Source organism: Halalkalibacterium halodurans, from assembly GCF_005671335.1.
GTDB classification, from domain to species: Bacteria; Bacillota; Bacilli; order Bacillales; family Bacillaceae_D; genus Halalkalibacterium; species Halalkalibacterium halodurans.
In genome coordinates, this window is the sequence record NZ_CP040441.1 from 3336812 (window position 1) to 3357084 (window position 20273).

Genomic DNA, 20273 nt, shown 5'->3' on the forward strand with positions numbered 1-20273 from the left:
CTATTGTACAACCTCCAATAATTCAGGGATTAAATGTTGCAACTCCTGCAACGTTTTGGACACTTCGTCCTCCGTTGTTAAATACGATAAGCTAAGGCGAATCGCGCTGTTCGCCCGCTCTTTCCCTACTCCCATTGCAAGCAAAACATGGCTAGGCTCCGAACGTTTCGTGGAACAAGCCGATTTTGTGGAAACATGGATATCTCGCTTCGACAAAGCTTGAATGATCACTTCTGGCTTCATCTTGGGGATCGAGAAATTAACGATATGAGGTGCGGCCAACTCCTTTGGTGTATTAATTACAACACCCTCGATTTCACTTAATCCTTCAAGCAATTGATTTCTTAATTGTAGAAGCTTGTCGTGCCTTTCCTCATACAGTTCCATCGCCATACGCAATGCCTTTGCCGTAGCAACCGCACCAGCTACATTTTCCGTTCCTGAACGAAGCGCTCCTTCTTGTCCGCCGCCATGGAAAAGGGGTGTCAAACGAAGCCCGTCTTTTTTATATATAAAACCCGTTCCTTTTAAGCCATGAAATTTATGGGAGGAAAAGGTCACAAGATCTATCAAGCCGTGTGCCAAACGGAGCGGAACCTTTGTAGCGCCTTGCACATGGTCAATGTGAAAGCGTACCTTTGGATAACCTTTAAGCAGCTCGCCAATCCCTTCAACAGGCATGATGATTCCCGTCTCATTGTTCACATGGATGATGGAAACAAGAATCGTCTGATTCGTTAACGCTGCTTTCACCTGCTCTGCGGTTACCTGTCCAGTCGGACCTGGTTTTAAATACGTCACCTTAAAACCTTCTGCTTCAAGTGACCGAAAAGCTTCTATTGTAGACGCATGCTCTACGGCAGTTGTAATCAAATGAGTTCCTCTACCTTTTAACTGGTAGGCCGTTCCTTTGATGGCCAAATTGTTGCCTTCCGTTCCCCCAGATGTATAAATAATCTCTGAAGAACTTATTCCTAAAATCCCCGCTATCTGCTCTTTCGTTTTAAGGAGAAGCTGCTCCGCTTCCGTTCCCATTCGATGAAGGGAAGAAGGGTTTCCGAAAAACGTCAGCGAGGCTTTCGTGTAGGAATCAACTACTTCCATAAACGGACGCGTTGTTGCACTATTGTCCAAATAAATCATCCGTCCTCACCTTTTCTCTACTCATTGTGCATCACATAATCTTAGCATACCTCGTGTGGTAAGAAAATGAAAAAACTTTTTGTTTTCTTGTTTCCCACTTTTTGGCCGTAACGACCTACATTCATATAACTACCCACTAGCGTCGTGTGGTAACAAATAGTAAAGTAAAAAGGCCAACGGTTGGGAATTCTCCCTACCGTTAGCCCTCTTGTTAGCCTGCAAGGTGCTGAACCTTTTCAAGTACGTCTTTTTCAAATGGTTCGATCGCCTGCACAGCCATTTCAATCGCCTCATCATATTCAAAGGCGCGAAATAACTCTTCTGCATTAGATAAGCGCTTTTTTACTTCAGCGGAGCGGCTTCGATATCGGTTGCCATATTGAATGACATGCTCAGCTAAACGTGCCTTCTCGATCGTTTCATGAAGAATACTGCTGTTTTCGTGGATTAACGCTTGAGCTTCATCCACAAGGGCAGTCACCCTTCCCATTTCCAAAGGAACGTCACTTAGCTTGGCAATCGCTTGTGCCAGCTTTTGCTCTCCATCTTCTAACCGATGAAGAAGAGTCTCAGGTAAGCCTGGTATGTTGCTTTTTTGCACAAGGCGCTTATCTTCTAACAGCTTTTCTTTAAGCTGTTTCAATTCCTCTTTCGCCTTGAGCTCGTCTTTCCTTAATGAGTTTAATGATTCTTGGGCTTGTTTGATTTTATTCTGACAAGCTGTTAACCCTTCACGCCATTCCTCAAGCATAGAACGCACGGAGGAGAACGTTTGTTTTTGTTCTTCTGTTACCTCATCAATAACCTGAAGCTGTTGCCTTAACTCTTTCAGTTCTTTTCCTAGCTTTTGTTGGAAAACGAGTTCTTCCTCCGCCAGCCGGTAACTGAGCTGCACTGATTCGGTCTCTTCCTTTAAATGAGTTAATTTTTCTTCTGTCTTTGTTAAATCCTCTCGCAGGTTTGGCAGAAGGATCGTAATTTCGTTTTTCGCTTCAACTTCCTTCTCGAGCAGTTCAAACATTTGCTCCATGCTCTCTTCTATGAAATTAATCTCCTCTTCCATTCCATTACATTCGAGCACGGTTAATTGTTCGAGCAATTCAACACGCTTCTCTTCCAACCGTTCCATTTGTGAATCGATGGCAAAAGTCTCAAGGAAGAAGCCAGCTTCCTCCATATCTCGTAAACCATTTTTTAAATTGGTCAGTTCCGCCGGGATATTTGTCTGTAATTCAACGAACAAGCCTGGGACAATTTTAAGCAAATGCTCGATTTGTCCTAATAATTCTTTCGCCTCCTCTAACACTTCTGAAGCTTGAATATAATTTCCTTTCTCTGTACGTTCATCAAACGCTTGCAAAAGCTCGTTCGCTTTTTCAAGCTTTTCGTCAAACACTTTTGCACTGCTCGAAAGGGAGCCTCTTCTCGTAATGGCTTCCTTGATCAGCTTTTGCTGCAATTCTCGTACAGATCCGATTTCCGTACGATTTTGCTCTTCACTTTGAACGAGGACCTGAATGTCATCGACCATGATCTTTAACTGTTCTTCAATGCTATGCAGTCGCTGTTCGATCGTATCCAGTAACGCTTTCGCTTTTTGAAAGCGATATTTATTTGCGAAATCCTCAACGTCAAATAATTGTTCCTCTACATTCGGTAAAATGACACCAACGATGTCGTCCCAGTCACTACGCCACACCTCAAATTTTTCCTCGGTTTCTCCCGACATGGTGAGCCCCTTTACCTTACCAATCTCATCAGGTATTGGACGCTGTAAAATGTCATTTTTCCAATCTTCCAACTTGTCTACCCGTTTATAAAAGGCCTTTCTCCTTAAAGCTCCGTAAACAAAGAATGTAACGGTAAGCACAAGCAAGCTAAAAACTACGATCCACATGTTTGGGTCTCCCTTCTTCTTAACAATCTGAAGGCCCCTTTTTTCTGTGCTACTTGAAAAGTTGATTATGTAGCAACCTGTTCTCCTTGGGCTGTTTCTTCTCTATGTATTGTGTATACTATAACGATAGTAATTTATTTCAATAGATCAAGGCGAAAATCCTTTGTTATTCAACAAAATTTTATCTATTTTTCACAAATCGATCTATGTCATATGATACCATGAAAATGTGTATTTTGTATCGTTTTATTCGCGATCAATTCGAACAAAGTTAACGAGAGGGTGTCGAAAGTTGGGAAAGCATGACGGGCATGTCCATACCCCTTTTTGTCCACATGGTACGAAGGATTCATTCGATGCTTATTGCGAGCGGGCCATTTCTCTTGGGTTTACGAGCCTGTCTTTCACCGAGCATGCCCCTTTGCCTAAAGGATTTACAGACCCGACCCCTGCGCAAGACAGCAGTATCGGGTGGAATGAGTTGGATGATTATATTCATACACTATCGTCAATAAAAAAAGCTTATCGGGACCAGCTAACGATTTATATCGGTTTGGAAGTGGATTTTATTGAGGGATTTGAAGAGGAGATTTGCACGTTTTTAAATGAATATGGTCCATTGCTCGATGATAGTTTGCTCTCGGTTCATTTTTTGAAGCATTCTGATCGATATTTTTGCATTGATTATAGTCCTGATGTGTTTGCAGTGGCCATCCGAACGTTCGGATCAATCCAAGCGGTTTATGATGCCTACTACCGTACATTGGAGCGTTCGATTACTTCAGAACTTGGACCGTACAAGCCAAAGCGAATTGGTCATATGACCCTGGTGAACAAATTTCAAAAAAAATTTCCAGCGCCTTCTACGGAACACCAGAAAAAAAGCCAGCTCGAGATCCTCCATTTAGTAAAAAAGCACGGCTACAGTCTTGATTATAACGGGGCTGGCTTTATTAAACCATTATGCGGTGAATCTTATCCACCTGAATCCATTGCAAAAGAAGCCGTCGCTTTAGGCATCCCGCTTATCTATGGGTCTGACGCCCACCAAGCAAAGGCACTTGCAACCGGATGGGAACAAATGAACGCAACGCTCAAGAGTCAAGGTGAATAACAAGCCTGGACGAGGCTATTGGTTTTTTCAGTAAGCATGCAGCCATCCAGTCGTTCACATGAACCATATAGCGCTTAATAAAAGATGGATCGTTCACCGATAGCTGGTACAGTTCTCTTAAATAGTGAGGTTGTAAAAATGGCATTGTCATCATCGTCCGAATGTGAAGCAATAGTAAATCAAGTGGTTGCTTGCGAAACTCCTGATTCCCCATGCCTTGACGAAGAATCGTTTCTAGCAAATGTTTTTCCTTTCTCATATAGGTGCTCATAATTTCCCGCACCAAAGTGGAATCAAGGGTCATTTCTCGGAGAACAAGGCGAGCGAGCGAAGGGGCTTGCTGTTCATAAAGCAAGACTTGCTCCATGACAGCGAGCAACTTCTCGTGACTCGATTGACCCAATCGTTCCTCAGTCGCCTGTTCCATTGCCTGAATATATCCTTCTAAAAACTGAACATTTAACTGTTCCAATAATCCCTGTTTACCGCCAAAATAATAAGAGACTAACGCAACATTCACATTGGCCTTAAGTGCAATATCACGCACCGATGTCCCGTGAAACCCTTTGACTTGAAACAATGTAATCGCCGCCTCTAGCACTTTTTCCTTTGAGGATGAAGAAACTACGCCCATCGTACACTCCCCTTTCCAGACACAATTCTACTGACGGTACGACTTCCCTCAACAACTCTTTTCGTGATGGGCATACCTGCCTCCTCTGAAAACCGCTCGACAATGAAGCAAAATGATTTTACAAAACACGCCATCAATCGCTAAAATGGGAAAGAGCGAAAGGAGAATGATGATGTTTCAACCCGAATCTTACCAAGGAACATTAGAGGAAAAGTATAGTCTCGTCACGAAACAATTGGCAGCCTTGCTCAAAGGAGAGTCTGATGCCATCGCCAACTTAGCGAATGCGTCAGCCTTGTTATATCACTTTTTAGAAGAGGTTAACTGGGTTGGCTTTTATTTAATGAAAGAAGGAGAGCTGGTACTTGGGCCGTTTCAAGGCTTACCAGCGTGCGTCCGCATCCCAATTGGTCGCGGGGTATGTGGAACCGCGGCGAAAGAAGAGCAGACCGTGCGAGTGGAAGATGTCCATCAATTCCCTGGTCACATCGCCTGCGATGCCGCCTCCCGCTCGGAAATTGTCATTCCTCTGTTCCAAAACGGAGTACTCTATGGTGTGCTCGACATTGATAGCCCATCCTTAAACCGTTTTAGCGAAGAGGAACAGGCACTGCTCGAATCGTTTGTCGACGTGCTATCGAAAAACCTTAAGTAGCCAGGGATATCTCCTTGACTTCAATTGTTTGTGGAGGTTATAATGGACTCTGTGTGAAATAAGACAGCCAAGGTGAACTTAACATGTACACCCTTCGGCATTTTGTTCCTCAAACCAGCGGCTGAACTTGTTTTGAGGTGTACCACGTAACCTCTAGCTGTCGAGGCGAAGGTACAGAACAACAAAATGAGCATGTTAAAGGATTGCCAAACTGTTGTTATTTTGCATCATTCAAAATAACAAAGGAGGAGTCGATTTTATGGCTCGTTATACTGGACCAACTTGGAAAATCTCTCGCCGCTTAGGAATCTCTCTTAGCGGAACAGGTAAAGAATTACAAAAACGCCCTTATGCACCTGGTCAACATGGACCAAACCAACGCAAGAAATTGTCTGAATACGGATTACAGCTTCAAGAGAAACAAAAGCTTCGTCACATGTACGGAGTAAACGAGCGTCAATTCCGTCGCATTTTCAACGATGCTGGAAAAATGGCTGGAATCCACGGTGAGAACTTCATGATCTTGCTTGAATCTCGCCTTGACAACCTTGTATACCGCATGGGTCTTGCTCGCACTCGTCGTGCAGCTCGTCAGCTTGTCAACCACGGTCACATCACAGTAGATGGTCAACGTGTAGACATTCCATCTTACCGTGTAAAACCTGGTCAAGTGATCGGTGTTCGCGAAAAATCTCGCAACCTTCAAGTGATCAAAGAATCTCTTGAATCCAACGACTTCGTACCAGCATACGTGACATTCGACGCTGATAAGCTAGAAGGAACATACTCTCGTTTCCCTGAGCGTTCTGAGCTTCCAGCGGAAATTACAGAAGCGTTAATCGTCGAGTTCTACTCACGTTAATTCTTTAACAGTCTTAAAAACCCTAGAAACCTTGTTAAATCAAGGATTTCAGGGTTTTTGTTTTCTTTCAGCTTTGATTTCTGAACAGAGCCTCTACGCCCTTCCCCTTCAAGGAACCTTCCAATTCAGGCTCTTCCCCGTCTACTATTGCATTTGGATCAATAGGCCAAATAATGAGAAAAATGGTATACTTATTGCTATTGACAATCCTATCATAGCAAAGGTGTAGACCTTGCCCCTCATCTCTTGCGTAACATCCACTTTTGTTTGTAAAAAGATAAAGACAGCGGCAATGATCATTGAAAAAAAGGTACAAACGAGAGGGAGAAGAAGATTATTGAATTCTAACCCCGTCTGCATCGTAGCAAATCCAGCAACTAATAATAAAATCGGAACAACTTCACAAAAGGCCACCCCGATAGAAAATTTTGTTAGTATTGCACCCATTTGTTCTGGACTATGCTTTAGCTTATCTACATGAATTTTGAAAACGATCATAATACAAAGTGCAGCAACGATGGAAGCACCTGCAAAATAATAGACAGACAAACCACTTTCCTCCAATTCAATTGTATTTTTCGTATACATAAATTACACATTAGCGCGCCTTTTTTGTAAAGGATTATGTTAGAAGAAACATATGAAACAACTAATCGCGCGTTTCATGAAAGAGCTATTTAGATGTGTTTTGTCCCAATTCCGTATGGCAATCGAACTTCTTTTTGAACCCCCCTTTGCTTTTCTAAAAACACTTTCACAATCCTCTTTCTGCCTCGCGAACAGCTTCTCCAACTGTATAGGCTCTTCGCTTTAGATGACCAGCGATGAAAAAAAACAAACTTAACGCACAAATCAACGCTAATCCTATAAACATGAATTTGCCACCGAAATGAACAAGGAGTATTCCTGATAGCCATGGTCCGATAAATTAACCGAGCGATGTAAAATTGAGTGATCCGTAATATGTGCCGCGCATATGATTGGGCGTGATTTCATCTACAATCGAGTATTCTGCGGGAATAAGGAACATCTCCCCAATTGTAAATACGATCATTGCTAAGCAAAAGGTCATAAAGTTGAACGAAGACGCAAAACCAATTACCCCTACAGCAAAAAAAAGACTCCCAATTACAATTGCTCGTAACGGCGATAAACGTTCCATCACTTTAACCAATGGGATTCCACAAATAACAATTACTCCCGAATGGACAGACCAAAGCAGCATTAAATAAGCTAAACCACTTTGAAATTCCAATTCAAAATATTGAGATAAAATAACTGAAAATTGACCATGAACAACTGTCGCTAGTAAGCCACCGAATAAAAATAAGAGCAGCACACGATCACTTTGAATCGCTTTGAAAGCACCGGCTAAATTCACATGCTCTTTTTCCCCGATCGAGATCTCTTGGACGCCAAAGGCACGGAATAACCATTGTAGAAAAAGAGCGTAAGCAAGGAGAATCGTCGACATAACGATAAAAGGTAGTCTACTACTTGCCGTCACGCCAGCTACTATACCAATCAATGGACCAATCGCAAAACCGATGTTGGCTCCAATGTAACGTAAAGAGAATGCTTTCATTCGCTTTTTACTCTCTGTAAAATCTGCCATTAGTGCTTTTGCGCAAGGTTCAAAAAAAAGTACAGAAGCCCATCACTAACGTTAAGCATACTAGTAGAAGGGCATAATCTTGGAGCATAAACCCAGCATAAATGGCAGAAGCAACAACAAGAGACACGAGCATGATCTTTTTTCTTCGAAATTGGTCTGATAATGTTCCTCCTAAAAAACCGCCCACCAAAGAGCCAATAGATGTGGTGCCTACAATTAAGCCGATCGAGACAGGGTCTAAACCTGTATACGTCCCTAGATAAATCGCGAAATATGGGACAACCATTCCGAAGCCAATGTTCATGCAAACACTTCCAAAAATCATCGAATATACGATTGGATGAAATTCTGTAAACCTGTTTCGTATTCGCATGAGCTAGTCCCCTTTTACATACCTAAAAAGAACGTCTTGTAATTGAACCAATGACTCATCTCTCAGACTATATTTTTCCACTCTTTTGCTATTGTGATGAGCGCGAATAAATCCAGCGGTCCGTAACAATTTTATGTGGTAATGGACATTTCCTTTTGCCAAGCCTGTAAACTGTTGGATTTCGGAAAACGTTCTTGGTTTCTCCTGCAAATAACGAAGGATCTTTAATCTCCTCTCATCAGCTAAACTTTTCATTTGTCTTTCAAGTTTTTTAGGAGGCTCTCCTTTCAACTCTTGGTCAACAGGATATAAGCATGTAATCAATCCATCAAAATAATCAATCACACTAAATGGGGATTGATGAAACTGAGGAACTAATAGTAGCGTGTCAACATTCTCAGCCATAATGTGCATTCCATTCGTACATTGCTCCACAAGGTCCACCGGGTCTATCTGTGAAGCGAGAACCGTTTTTTTTAACGCATCTTTTTGGAGCATCTCTAAAATATCTTCTGATAAATGACAAAAATATTGTTCGTTCCACCTTCTTAACAACGATACAAAGTACGTTTGAATCTGGATCATATCCTTAGATATTTGCTGCACCCATGGCACAAGTAATTCATAAACTTTTTCGGACGGAAGCTGTTCAAGCCAATATAAAAAACCCGTAATGGTCTCCTTGTGTGGACATTGCCATACAAGCAAACTTAAGCGATGCAACACTTCTAATTTTTGATCTTTCAACTCGTTTGCAAAGTCAGCGTTAATGCTTTTTTCCACTTGTTTCACCCACTTTGTCCCAAGCTCAGAAATTTGCCTGTTAGAAGAATCTAAATAAGTGTACAGGCTTGTAATAAGTTCATAAGCAGGGGAATAATCTATTTCGATTTTATACAAAAGCACCAGCCCCTTTGTTCAATATTTTCAAAACTTAATGTTGTTATAATTTTATTAAACAAATAAAGTGCTGTCAAACAAAAACCATTCGCTCCCGCCTTTGGCGGAAACGAATGGTTTCATTAATTAGAACGAATTTCTTGTCGCATGAATAAAACATAAGCAATGGCAAAGCAAACGAGGGTCGCCGCAATTAAGCCTGTTAGCTGTGGCCAAATTAACAATAAGCTTTCCTTTAAAACAAGCGGACTTGCAATTGAACCAGTTACCTGCTCCATCGTCATTAACCCGGTACTTCTCACTGTAGGGGAAAGGAGAACTGTGGTCGATTCTTGAAACAAATAGTTTGGTGAGAACCGATAAATGTTTAAAACCGCATTGTATCTGGACACATATTCATTCGTTGAACCTGCTTCCTCTAAATAAGAGTTTGTAAGTAATTTGACAATCATCGAGTAGAACACAAGGAAAAACAACCAAAGAGCCATGCTTGATAATGCTGAAGTCGCTTGCTGCCGGAAAATTACCGAAAAAAGGATAGCCAAATTGATCCAAAAAGCGATGTAGATAAGGATCAAGAATAAGAAGCTGATCACCCTTAGAAACTCATCGATACTCGGTGGTATTCCTAAAATGAGAATACCGAAAGCCATTACGAGCATGCCTAAAGCAATAAAGAGAACTATATTAATGAATAAAGCAGCAACAAACTTAGCATTAATCACATAATCCCTTGGAATCGGTTGGGCCATTAGTCGGCTCAACGTCCCTTTGCTTCGCTCGGAGTTAATCGCATCAAAGCCTAGAGCGATTCCTAACAATGGCCCAAGAAAACTGACAAACGAGAGAAACGAAGGTAAATTCCCATCCGAAATTGTAAACATTTGCAAAAACAAGTATGAATTTCTACCAATTCGGCCCCCATCCTGGTAGGAGTTAATGGCGTCTTGAATTGTGGTCACTGCCGTATACAGCGAACCTACACACGTGAGCAAGATGATTCCTAACAAGATAATGATTCTCCAGCTTGAAAGGAAATCGGTAAATTCTTTGCGGACGATAGCCCAAAACACTTTTTTCGTTATCGTCTCTTTCATCTGTTTTGACGTCTTTTGTCTGGCAAAACCGGCTATAGCCTGTTGAATTTTAGCCAGCTTCATTTGCTTCACGTCCTTCAAAATAGCGATGGTAAATTTCATCAAGTCCGAAATGTTTTTTGTATAAGTGATAAAGGTTTGAACCCGATTCCACAATTAATTTGCTAATCGTCGCTGAGGCATCTTCACGGCAATAAATGTCGAGCCTGTCCTCTTGAATTACATCCACGTTTTTTACCTGTTCAATCGTTTTGAGCTGATTTAATAGACTTTCATCAATTGGTGATGCTGCCACATGAATCACAACACTCTCATGCTTAAACAACCGTTTCACTAACTGATCAAGATCACCATAGGCCAATAACTTCCCATCGACAAATATTCCAACACGGTCACACACTTGCTGAACTTGATGCAAATGATGGGAGCATAGCAACACTGTAAGGTTTTCGTTTTGATTTAGGTTTCTGATTAAGTGTAAAAAGTCACGCACCCCTTCAGGATCTATTCCTAGTGTTGGTTCATCTAAAATAATAATCTCTGGACCTTTCATGAGAACATCTGCTAGTCCGAGTCTTTGCTTCATACCTCTTGAATATTGCCCAGTCTTTTTCTTCGCTGCCTCCGTTAGCCCCACTTTTTCTAGAAGTGTATTCGCCCGCTCAATGGCTTCAATTTTTTGAATCCCATTCAAACTAGCCGTATAGAGCAAGTTTTCCATGCCGGTCATATCTGGATAAAATCCGACGTTATCTGGCAGATAGCCCACTTTCCGCTTTACCTCAATCGGATATTTTGTTGAATCAATACCGGCCACCTGAACAGTTCCTGAGGTTGGCTCACTGAGCCCGAGCATCATCAAAATACTTGTCGTTTTTCCAGCCCCGTTCGGTCCAAGAAGCCCGAAAATTTCACCTTTCCTAATCGAGAGAGACAGATGGTCAACAGCATAATGATCATCGTACCGTTTTGTAATCTCATTCAGCTTAATAATCGCTTCTTCCACCTTTATCTCCTCCCAAATTTCCGAATGATGGAATACAGTCCACCCACTACTCCTAAAATAATGGCGATCGAAACAATTCCCCAAACTGTGGAGGTCCCCACTGAAATTCGAAATGTAGCATCTGAAGATGTTTCATCTGTTGATGCCGTGAAGGTTGCAACATAGTCACCAGCAATTGCGTCTTTTGGTGCCGTGACAGTTGCTTTTACTGTTTTCGAATCACCTGGTTCAAGATCAGCAATGGTATTTTCGTCAAATTCAACCTCCCACTCTGAAGGTGCGTCTACTGAAAGGTTAATATCTGTCAATGGAGCGGTTCCAGTATTGGTGATAACTAATTCAATAGTCTGATCATCTCCAGCAGTCATATCTGTATTTAATACACCCGTCGGTGTCGTCACTTCAATCCCATAAGATCCCGTCACAACTGCTTCTAACACGAGCTCTGAGTTCGAATCTGTCGTCGAGGCTGTAATCGGAATCTCATAGGTGCCCGCTTCCACATTTTCAGGTGGAGTTACTTCAACGGTTAAATCTGTCGAGGTATTCGGGTCTAATGATAGAGATGTAACCGAATTCCCTTCAGATAAAAAACGAACTCCCCATCCATCATCGGCAGAATTGCTTAACGCATAATTTTGTGCCTCTGCCGTTTTATTGCTTAACGTCACCGTATAAGAAAAAGTAGAGTCTGCATGCCCTTCTAGGTTCCCTTGTTTTGTCGTTAGTTCTGTTTCAAATGACCCTTGCTCTGTCACAGAAACCGCTAAATCTAAAGTCGATTGACTGTTGCCATCTGTAGCGACTAATGCAAACTGGTATTCCCCTTTATCTGCATCTAGAGGAACGGAGATTTCAGCAGTTATGGAAGCTTCACTATTCCCTTTTACGGATAGCTCACGAACGTCTGCTTCGTCAGACTTTATATTATAATCCCATCCTTTAGGTAACCCTTCCATTGCAAATGACATGCTTTGAATCGAAGAGCCGTTATTCATCACATCTACGTTATAGTGTATTGTATCTCCTGGTGCGGCGGACGTACCTGTATGTGGCGTAAATAGTGTCACACTTTCCAAAGCATACGCTTGGTTTACTTGCAGCATCGTCCCTAATAAAATAATTATCATGAGAAAGGATAAAACTTTCCGTCCGAACATGGTCTACATCCCCCTATCTAATCGTTTCACTTTTGATACGGACGGAACATTATTTTGGATTTGTATTTGAAAAAAAATTTTGTATGATTGTTTTAGAATCTATGGAGCAGGGGCGATTACAATGGGTACCAATCAAGAAAGCTTACAGTTATTGCAAAAAATACAAAATGGCTCTCGCCTAGCTTTTGATACGTTTTACAAAATGCATTATCCGCTCGTGTTCAACATTTCTTTGAACATTTTAAAAGACCATAGCGAAGCCGAAGATGTTTCACACGATGTGTTCCTTGAAGTTTTTCAAAAGATTGAACACTATGATGCTACGAAAGGGAGTGTCAGATCTTGGTTAGCGGTTATGACGAAAAGTCGTTCCTTAGACCGCCTTCGAAAAAAAAGACCTCTGCTAATTAATCGATTAGAATATCTACTGAAAGACGAAGAAAAAGGAGCCGATCTTCAATTTCTTTCCGAATTACAAAGACATCTTATTGTCGATGCCCTAAAACAAATCCCAACCGAGCAAAGAGAAGCGATCATCCGCTCTTATTTCCGGGGAGAAACTCATTCTGAAATTGCTACGACTATGGACAAACCATTAGGCTCCATTAAGTCACTGATTCGCTATGGCTTAAATAATTTGCGAAAGCAGAAATCCCTTTTGAATTGGGTAGAATCAGAGGGAGGGAAGAAGAAAAATGGTTAAATCAAACCATCTAACTGAACAGCAATTGATCGATTATGTTTTAGGCGAATTATCTGACGAAGAGCGCGCCATCGTTTCTCAACATACCACCACTTGTTCAGCATGCAAACGAACGCTCATCCATTGGGAGAAGATAATAACGAGTGAATCTTCCATTCCAGTGCCCCCATCTGCCGAGAAGATGGATCTTGTTTGGAAAAACCTCGATACCAAACGGACAAAACCGAGACGAAAAATCACTCCTCGCTTTGTGTTCAGCATCAGCAGCCTGACGGCAATCCTCATGCTAGTGGTTGCCCTTGCCTCGTTGAACAAAGGCATGGACCATGATGCCGTGCAAATCGCTCCATTCGAAGAGCAAGAACGGTTGAATTTTCAACAAAATCCTCACACTCAACAATTAGATATTGAACCACTGTCTTATCAACCAGATCTAAATGGGTATGTGTGGGTTAATGATGTTACCCATGAAATCTTCGTAGAAATCGATGGGTTATCAGAGCTGCAAAACCAAGACCATCAACTGTGGATTATTTTTACCGACAACAATGTTCAAGGAGCGATCATCCCGATTCAAGAAGGTTCATCTAGATTTTTTATGCACGGGATGGATGTGGAAACACTGAAATTAATCAAAGCAAGTGTTGAACCGAAAGGTGGCAGCCACACCCCTACAGGCCCAGAGACATTTATAGTCGAGATTAAAAACGAGTAAACTACGAAAAGCCTCCCTGTTACTGCTAGGGAGGCTAGATTCATCATGACAATCAACGAATAGCCACATACACGTCAATTTCGTTCGTCGCTTCGTCAGGCTTGTACCGTTCATCCCACACTTCAAAATCATAGCCAGCTGGTTGGTATGGCTGTTTTCCCATCCATGTTCCATAGAGTGCATCATACGTTTTGTAAAGTTCAGCTTCCAGCCCTCGGTGGGTCGCCATTACATATTGGTGGCTCGGAACCGTATGTACGATCATTTCCGCTGGTACTTCTTTCGGTTCTGCCACTTTATAGCCGATCACTTGCGTAAAACGATCCACATTCGGATTAAAGTTTGGCTTCATGTCATAAAGCTGAATCAAATAGATTTCTTCCCCTACCCGTTGCTGAACCAATGATTGATTTTCAAGCAATCGGTGTAACGTCTTTTTCCCGAGCTGCTGTTCCTCAATTTCTTGTAAATTAGCTTTCAATTGATATCCTATAACCGTAAAAGCATCGATTGATTTTAGTTGAGGGTTCATCCTTCTCCCACCTTTACATCACATTGAACATTAAATAAATTCCCATCTAGATCGTAAAAATCTAAAAAAGCATTCCCTTCCCCATCTTCATGAATCTCTTCCACTTGAACATCATGCTTCTTTAAGTGACCGTATAGCTTATAAATGTCATCCGTTTGAAAGCCAATCACCCCATGAGGCTTGTAGTTATAGGAAAAAGTAGCGGTCGTGTCATGGCTTGTTTCGCGCAAAAAGACCATTTGCCCAGAAGGGAGGTTCATTTGAGCCAAGTCCTCATCTTCACTATGCCAAATGAATTCCATACCTAGCACATCCGTATACCAACGAATCGCCCGATCCATCGACTTGACTGGGACGATCCCATAGATGATCTGTTGTAGCATAGAACTTCCCCCTTCGGATCACTTATCGACGATCACCCCAAACCGATTGCCATCCACATCGAAAAAATCAAAGCCTTCAATCGGCCCATGCTCATATATGTCAGTGACCTCAACACCTTTGTCCTTTAAGGATTGATGATAAGCTACTAAATCGTCCGTAGTAAAATTGTAGTAGCTGTTTTTGTACGTATCCGTTACCGTAAATTCAAGTGGTTGTTTCTCTTTCACCGTCACTAAACTTACATATTGCTTATGCTCCTCAAAATAAAAGTCTGCTCCCATCTCCTCTGGCCAAGTTCCCACATGATTTAACTCGAGCACATCTCGATAAAACGCAATCGACTTTTGCAAATGAACGACCGGTACGAACACAGCACCAATTCTCATCAGCAGCACCTCTCCTTTTTTATTCCTTCGGCCAGCCTTCCCAAATATAAGACCGATGTCCATCTAAATCTTTCACGATAAAGCTATAACCTCCCCCTTCTTTATAAACCATTTCCCCAACGGGTACGCCTTTATCTTTTAGGTCCGTATAAAAGGCATGAATGTCGTCGACGCGAAACGTTAACACCGCCTTCAGTTCCCCATTCTTATTTCGAAACGACAGATTGGGGACGTCGTCGCAACGAATTAACCCTAGCCCAATGCTACCATTCACGTTCAACCATGCTTCATCGTCGCCTTCTTGAAATGGAAAAGTAAACGCCAAACCAAGCATCGATTGATACCATTCGACTGCTTTTTCAAGATTGGAAACAGGCAATTGGATCACTGGAATGTCTAGTGCTTTTCTTGACATCTTTTTTCGTGTCCCCTTTCTTCGATCATGTGACGACCCCAAAATGATTTCCATCTAAATCGATTAGATCGAAGCCGCGAACCTTTCCATAATCGTGAATCTCGCCAACATTGGCACCTTTTGAGGAAAGAAGTTGGTGAGCCTTTTCTACATCATTCGTATGAAAGTTAAAATAGACATTCACCTCATAATCGTTCTGCGGAAACTTAGGTTGTTCGATGTCTTCACATGTCACGAGACAAAACGTCACTGTCCCATCGCCCACTTTTAACACATTGGCAGCTGGGCTATCCTCGTGAATCATTTCAAAGCCTAGCATCTCTTTGTACCAATCCGTTGCTTTTGCTAAGTGACGCACAGGTATGAAAATGCCGACACCGTAAAGTAAGTCTATGTTCATAAGCCCCTCCTTTTTTCCGTTCTACTCATATAAACGAAGGGATGAAGCAATACCTTACACCACATGGTAAAAAAATTATGTACAAATCATTAGCACATGACCGTCTGGATCAATCACTTGAAAACAAAGGGTGTAACCAATCGAACGCCCTTTTCTTACTTCAATCCCCGCCCGGCTTAGGGCGCAATAGGATTCATAGATAAGTCTCGGGTTTTTTGTACGAAACCCTTTGAGGAATTGTTCGAACATCGTGGAATCGATTTTTTCAGCACGAACCGATGGACCGATCTGCGGTTCCATATCTGAATAAGAGCGAACTTGTAAATAACGCTGGAGCTTTTTCTTCGCACGATGCAACGTCGTATACACGTTCGACTCAGATTCATTCATTAAGGTCGCCGTCTCTTTCGCGGTAAAAGCAAATACGTTAGATAGTAAAAGAGCAACGAATTGTTTTATTGTTAAATACTCCGCGAGCACTTCTAAAAGCTCTCGACTCTCATATTCTTCGTGAAAGTGTAGCTCCTGCATCACATCGTCTATTGGTTCAACCTGTAGCTGCCTTTTACGTTTTCTATCAATCCACGTATGTTTAATGATTCGATAGAAGAAGGTTTTCGTCATTTTTCGATCAGGTTGCTGTTTCATCGCTAGGTAGATTTTTATAAGGCTATCCTGAAATAAGTCCTCAGACTCCCATTTATTATGAGTTAACCGCTTACAATACCATTTCATCTCATAAAAAAATGGGGAGACTTTTTTCTCAAACTTCGACTCATCAAGAGGCTCCTGTTCATCTCTCATTTCTGCCTCACCCATTCCATCATTTTTTTAAAGGCACTTATTCTTTGTTTTTTGATTTTCTAAATTGTATGACACACTCTCTACAAATGCATGATTTCCCTACATGCTCTGGTGGAACTAAAAGAAAGATTCCATTCGGAAACACTTCGTCATTGCACCAGCAATCACCATATCCGCAGTTGTTTCCTTTGCCACAAATCGGGCAATGCTTGTTTTGTTCGCTCTTGGGCATGAGATTTCCCTGCTTTCTGTTCGAATCTTCTCTCATTATAAGAAATAAAGTGGTTGTAATCTATATGGAGCTTCTAGTAAATGAAAAACCAGGTAAAAGATCCACCTGGTTTTTGATTCAATATAAGAAATCACTAACAACATACCCAATATGAAATAAAAGGACGAAAATGAGCAGTGGTCCAAGGACGGATACGTACAGTGCCATCTGGCCATACCGAATGTTTTTATCTCTCCCGTACATCTTGCTTATGAGCACAATGGCTAGTGTTATCACGGCAACATAACAATCCCATCTGATGTAAATATTGTTTTTTCATATAAACGAACAAGAGGGGATTCCCCGTTGTTCGTTCTATAGATAGGTTGCTAGCGATGAAGCAATCGCAAAATAGAGGAGTAGACCGACTATGTCATTAATCGTTGTAATGAATGGGCCTGAAGCAACGGTAGGATCTATACGTAATTTATGAATAATGATCGGGATGATTGTGCCCGTCATTGTTGAGATGACGACCGTGCCAAAAAGCGCTGTTCCAACGATCAGCCCAAGAGCCATGTTGCCAAAGCCATAAAATTGAGCTAGCAACGCGGCAAAGAGTCCGCACACGATCCCCATAATAAGCCCGGTCAACAGCTCTCGTTTAATCATTCGTCGACACGTTGGATGTTTCAGCTTTTCTAAGGTTAACTGCCTGACGACAACCGCTAATGACTGCGTCCCTGTATTCCCTCCCATATCGGTTATGAGTGGGATGAAAATGGCAAGTAACGCAAGCTGGGCAAGTGTGTCTTCAAAGTGTTGAACGACGCTTGCAGTCGCCATCCCAAAAACCATTAATAGAAGAAGCCAAGGTAAACGTTTCATTGCTGCTTTGATTGGATGAACTTCTAGATTGATCGAACCCTTTGCCCCTGCCAGTTCCTCAAAATCTCCGGTTACTTCATCCTCCACAACGTCCATGACATCATCTACTGTCACGATCCCGATCATTTGATTGGTCTCTGTTGTGACGGGGATCGCGACAATGTCATAGTCACGTATCAGTTGTACAACCTCCCGCTGATCTGTATGGGGAAAAACAGAGATCACGTGCTTTTTCATTAGCTGTCGGACCGTTTCATGTAATGAAGAGGTTAAGACATCTTTTAACGAGAGGACACCCATCAGTTGATTGTTCTCGTTTACAACATAAAGGTAGTAGATCATTTCGGCATCTTTGCCCTCGGCGCGAAGCGTTTCGAATACATCTGCCACCGTTTTTTCTTGCTGAATGGTCAAATATTCAGTCGTCATCAAGGAACCAGCTGTCTTTTTCTCATAAGACATTAAACGCTTGATGGCATGGGCCTCCTGTTCATCCATACGATCTAAAAAATAGCCGGTCAAATGATTAGGAATCTCCTCAAAAAAGTCGGTCATATCGTCTGGTGCCATTTCTTCGAACATTTTAATCGTGTAAGACTCTTTCAGCTCTGTGACAATCTGTTTTTGTTGGTTCCGTTCCATCCCTCTAAATATAGGAGCAAACTCTTTCGGCCCAATCCATTCATACACTCGCTTCCGCTTTTGAACGTTCAACTCCGAGAAAATCTCCACTTGATCAATAGGATGTAATGCAAGAAAATCATCGCGAAATTTTTCTCGTTCTTGTTCTTTTAAATACATGTGTAAGTAAAAGGTATACTCTTCTCTGTTTTTGAAGTCCAGCATCATCATGAGAAATCCTCCTTTCCTTTTACAAATGTTCCACATCAACGGTGAGAACATGGTCGATCTTTTTGATGAGGTAATAAATTTCCGTCGTATATTGTTTTTCTGGAGCCGATAAAATCAGTTCCACTTGCTGATTACCGTTCTCTAAATCTTTTAATTTCAGATGGCGAATGCGGATGTCGCTCCCTTTTTTAGCCATGCTCGTTTTTCGTTCAATCGATTGGATTAGTTCCGTCATTCTCATATTCGGCTCCATGACCATCTTGACCGCCACATCTCGTTGCCGAAGAGAAGAAGGCCCCACTTTTTTCACGAGTTGAGGAAAGACATTTATCGCTAGCATTAAAAGGACTACCATATACCCTGCTTCAATGTAGAAGCCTGCGCCAACAGCAATTCCTAATCCTGACGCTGCCCAAATCATTGCAGCTGTCGTCAGACCGGAAATGACATCATTTCGTTTTCTTAAAATAACTCCCGCCCCTAAAAAACCGACACCGCTCACAATTTGCGCCGCTAAGCGCATTGGATCCATATTATTAAACATCGGGGTCGCAAACCTGTGAAACGATTCGACCGACACGATCGTTACTAGACAGCTGGCAACACAAATGACCATGCTCGTCTTTAATCCTAAAGGTTTGTGCTTTAACTGACGGTCAATACCAATCAATAATCCGAAAAATAATGCGATGCTTAATTTCATTAACAGTTCTGTCATTTCGTTCACCTGCTTTCCTCACTTATGGTTAGAAAAATGTTTTATAGCAAAAACCGTTGTTCGTCACAAAAGCTAAACTTCCTTAAAGTGCAAAAAGCCTACCTTCTACAAATAAAGGTAGGCTCCCCAAACACACTCATCTTCTATGAGCGAGATTCCCTTCATTCGTAGAGCTTTAGCACTGTATGGCATAGGACATTGCCAGCTACATTAAAAATCACCTTATGTCGATGATTTCTGTTGACCCATTGGCGTCTCTGGACGTTTTTGGGCAGCAGCATATCTCCATACAGGAGCCTCACCTAACGAAGTGGTTGTACGTATTTACTTGTCCGCTATCATCGAAAAGGCAGCGATGGTTACCGTTGCGCCAATTGAGATAAACATGTTCCCTTGATCATGTGACTCACTGTCCATCTCTTACCACCTCCACTGCTTCTAAGAAAGGGATAGCTCAAAATAAAAATCACCCTCATACGAATGAAGGTGATTACGTCATGTTTCCATTGTTCAAAAAACGAAAGCCTGATGCCAAGACGATCATAAGAAACGCACACTATAATCGTAAAGATGCCCCTTTATCGGGCATAGCGATGGCAATGGCCACTGTTGTCCCCCATTCGTAGAGCTTTAGCACTGTGCGGCATAGGAATCATCCAGCTACATTAAAAATCACCTTATGTCGATGATTTCTGTTGACCCATTGGCGTCTTTGGACGTTTTTGGGCAGCAGCGTATCTCCAGCACAGGAGCCTCACCTAACGAAGACATTTATGAAATTTTTTACAACTCATAGACTACATGAAGAT

General features: G+C 41.9%; 25 protein-coding genes and 2 riboswitches. Of the genes, 6 read left to right on the forward strand and 19 right to left on the reverse strand.

Going from position 1 to position 20273, the window contains the following annotated elements; all coding sequences use genetic code 11:
• Together FED51_RS16255 and ezrA are read right to left on the reverse strand one after the other, a co-directional pair.
• Nucleotides 1-1143, reverse strand: coding sequence for a cysteine desulfurase family protein (locus FED51_RS16255; RefSeq protein ID WP_053430508.1), 1143 nt, complete (start codon nucleotides 1141-1143; stop codon nucleotides 1-3).
• A 211-nt stretch (nucleotides 1144-1354) separates the two neighbouring features.
• Entirely contained in the window at nucleotides 1355-3040 is a 1686-nt protein-coding gene (gene ezrA / locus FED51_RS16260) for a septation ring formation regulator EzrA (protein ID WP_053430507.1), read from the reverse strand.
• 292 nt (nucleotides 3041-3332) lie between these two features.
• Between ezrA and hisJ the strand changes: the two genes are divergently transcribed.
• Nucleotides 3333-4154: a histidinol-phosphatase HisJ gene (gene hisJ / locus FED51_RS16265; RefSeq protein ID WP_053430506.1), complete on the forward strand. Its 822-nt coding sequence runs from the start codon at nucleotides 3333-3335 to the stop codon at nucleotides 4152-4154.
• On the opposite strand, the gene refZ is transcribed toward hisJ, so the two are convergent.
• Nucleotides 4135-4788 (reverse strand): forespore capture DNA-binding protein RefZ, encoded by a 654-nt coding sequence (refZ, locus tag FED51_RS16270; protein WP_010899350.1) that lies wholly within the window; start codon nucleotides 4786-4788, stop codon nucleotides 4135-4137. The genes hisJ and refZ overlap by 20 nt on opposite strands.
• Before the next feature lie 172 nt (nucleotides 4789-4960).
• On the opposite strand from refZ, the gene FED51_RS16275 reads away from it, so the two are divergent.
• Complete coding sequence (locus tag FED51_RS16275) at nucleotides 4961-5443, forward strand: GAF domain-containing protein (protein ID WP_053430505.1); 483 nt, start codon at nucleotides 4961-4963, stop codon at nucleotides 5441-5443.
• A gap of 259 nt (nucleotides 5444-5702) precedes the next feature.
• Complete coding sequence (gene rpsD, locus FED51_RS16280; protein ID WP_010899352.1) at nucleotides 5703-6305, forward strand: 30S ribosomal protein S4; 603 nt, start codon at nucleotides 5703-5705, stop codon at nucleotides 6303-6305.
• A 144-nt stretch (nucleotides 6306-6449) separates the two neighbouring features.
• Here the strand turns inward: rpsD and FED51_RS16285 are convergent, their stop codons facing one another.
• From FED51_RS16285 to FED51_RS16310, 7 genes are all read right to left on the reverse strand, one after another.
• Nucleotides 6450-6854, reverse strand: coding sequence for a hypothetical protein (locus FED51_RS16285; protein ID WP_053430504.1), 405 nt, complete (start codon nucleotides 6852-6854; stop codon nucleotides 6450-6452).
• A 379-nt stretch (nucleotides 6855-7233) separates the two neighbouring features.
• Nucleotides 7234-7890, reverse strand: a complete 657-nt coding sequence (locus FED51_RS16290; RefSeq protein ID WP_053430503.1) for an MFS transporter — start codon at nucleotides 7888-7890, stop codon at nucleotides 7234-7236.
• Between the two features lie 49 nt (nucleotides 7891-7939).
• Complete coding sequence (locus FED51_RS21605) at nucleotides 7940-8293, reverse strand: MFS transporter (RefSeq protein WP_053430502.1); 354 nt, start codon at nucleotides 8291-8293, stop codon at nucleotides 7940-7942.
• A gap of 3 nt (nucleotides 8294-8296) precedes the next feature.
• Nucleotides 8297-9193, reverse strand: coding sequence for an ArsR/SmtB family transcription factor (locus tag FED51_RS16295; protein ID WP_010899355.1), 897 nt, complete (start codon nucleotides 9191-9193; stop codon nucleotides 8297-8299).
• 122 nt (nucleotides 9194-9315) lie between these two features.
• Nucleotides 9316-10353 (reverse strand): ABC transporter permease, encoded by a 1038-nt coding sequence (locus tag FED51_RS16300; RefSeq protein ID WP_083445469.1) that lies wholly within the window; start codon nucleotides 10351-10353, stop codon nucleotides 9316-9318.
• A complete protein-coding gene (locus FED51_RS16305; protein ID WP_010899357.1) occupies nucleotides 10340-11296 on the reverse strand; it encodes an ABC transporter ATP-binding protein in 957 nt (318 codons plus the stop codon). The genes FED51_RS16300 and FED51_RS16305 overlap by 14 nt, the downstream gene beginning before the upstream one ends.
• Before the next feature lie 2 nt (nucleotides 11297-11298).
• Nucleotides 11299-12456 carry a COG1470 family protein gene (locus tag FED51_RS16310; protein WP_053430501.1) on the reverse strand — a complete coding sequence of 386 codons (1158 nt, stop codon included), beginning with the start codon at nucleotides 12454-12456 and terminating at the stop codon, nucleotides 11299-11301.
• Between the two features lie 121 nt (nucleotides 12457-12577).
• On the opposite strand from FED51_RS16310, the gene FED51_RS16315 reads away from it, so the two are divergent.
• Both FED51_RS16315 and FED51_RS16320 read left to right on the forward strand, forming a co-directional pair.
• A complete protein-coding gene (locus tag FED51_RS16315) occupies nucleotides 12578-13159 on the forward strand; it encodes an RNA polymerase sigma factor (RefSeq protein WP_010899359.1) in 582 nt (193 codons plus the stop codon).
• On the forward strand, nucleotides 13152-13874 hold the full coding sequence (locus FED51_RS16320; protein WP_053430500.1) for an anti-sigma factor family protein: 723 nt from the start codon (nucleotides 13152-13154) through the stop codon (nucleotides 13872-13874). Before FED51_RS16315 ends, FED51_RS16320 begins: the two co-directional genes overlap by 8 nt.
• Before the next feature lie 52 nt (nucleotides 13875-13926).
• Here the strand turns inward: FED51_RS16320 and FED51_RS16325 are convergent, their stop codons facing one another.
• From FED51_RS16325 to FED51_RS16365, 9 genes are all read right to left on the reverse strand, one after another.
• Nucleotides 13927-14406, reverse strand: coding sequence for a GyrI-like domain-containing protein (locus FED51_RS16325; protein ID WP_053430499.1), 480 nt, complete (start codon nucleotides 14404-14406; stop codon nucleotides 13927-13929).
• On the reverse strand, nucleotides 14403-14789 hold the full coding sequence (locus FED51_RS16330; RefSeq protein WP_010899362.1) for a VOC family protein: 387 nt from the start codon (nucleotides 14787-14789) through the stop codon (nucleotides 14403-14405). Before FED51_RS16330 ends, FED51_RS16325 begins: the two co-directional genes overlap by 4 nt.
• Before the next feature lie 18 nt (nucleotides 14790-14807).
• Complete coding sequence (locus FED51_RS16335; RefSeq protein WP_010899363.1) at nucleotides 14808-15176, reverse strand: VOC family protein; 369 nt, start codon at nucleotides 15174-15176, stop codon at nucleotides 14808-14810.
• 19 nt (nucleotides 15177-15195) lie between these two features.
• Nucleotides 15196-15591, reverse strand: coding sequence for a VOC family protein (locus FED51_RS16340; RefSeq protein ID WP_010899364.1), 396 nt, complete (start codon nucleotides 15589-15591; stop codon nucleotides 15196-15198).
• A gap of 25 nt (nucleotides 15592-15616) precedes the next feature.
• A complete protein-coding gene (locus FED51_RS16345; RefSeq protein WP_053430498.1) occupies nucleotides 15617-15991 on the reverse strand; it encodes a VOC family protein in 375 nt (124 codons plus the stop codon).
• A 75-nt stretch (nucleotides 15992-16066) separates the two neighbouring features.
• Entirely contained in the window at nucleotides 16067-16795 is a 729-nt protein-coding gene (locus FED51_RS16350; protein WP_010899366.1) for an RNA polymerase sigma factor, read from the reverse strand.
• A gap of 37 nt (nucleotides 16796-16832) precedes the next feature.
• A complete protein-coding gene (locus FED51_RS16355; RefSeq protein ID WP_321542790.1) occupies nucleotides 16833-17063 on the reverse strand; it encodes a cysteine-rich CWC family protein in 231 nt (76 codons plus the stop codon).
• A 318-nt stretch (nucleotides 17064-17381) separates the two neighbouring features.
• Nucleotides 17382-18746, reverse strand: a complete 1365-nt coding sequence (gene mgtE, locus FED51_RS16360) for a magnesium transporter (RefSeq protein WP_053430497.1) — start codon at nucleotides 18744-18746, stop codon at nucleotides 17382-17384.
• A gap of 19 nt (nucleotides 18747-18765) precedes the next feature.
• Nucleotides 18766-19464, reverse strand: coding sequence for an MgtC/SapB family protein (locus tag FED51_RS16365; RefSeq protein ID WP_010899368.1), 699 nt, complete (start codon nucleotides 19462-19464; stop codon nucleotides 18766-18768).
• Between the two features lie 153 nt (nucleotides 19465-19617).
• Nucleotides 19618-19781: riboswitch (M-box (ykoK) riboswitch) on the reverse strand.
• Between the two features lie 180 nt (nucleotides 19782-19961).
• On the opposite strand from FED51_RS16365, the gene FED51_RS21610 reads away from it, so the two are divergent.
• Nucleotides 19962-20090, forward strand: a complete 129-nt coding sequence (locus FED51_RS21610) for a hypothetical protein (RefSeq protein WP_276399890.1) — start codon at nucleotides 19962-19964, stop codon at nucleotides 20088-20090.
• Nucleotides 20072-20237, reverse strand: a riboswitch (M-box (ykoK) riboswitch). Its footprint overlaps the gene before it by 19 nt.
• Nucleotides 20238-20273 lie beyond the last annotated feature (36 nt).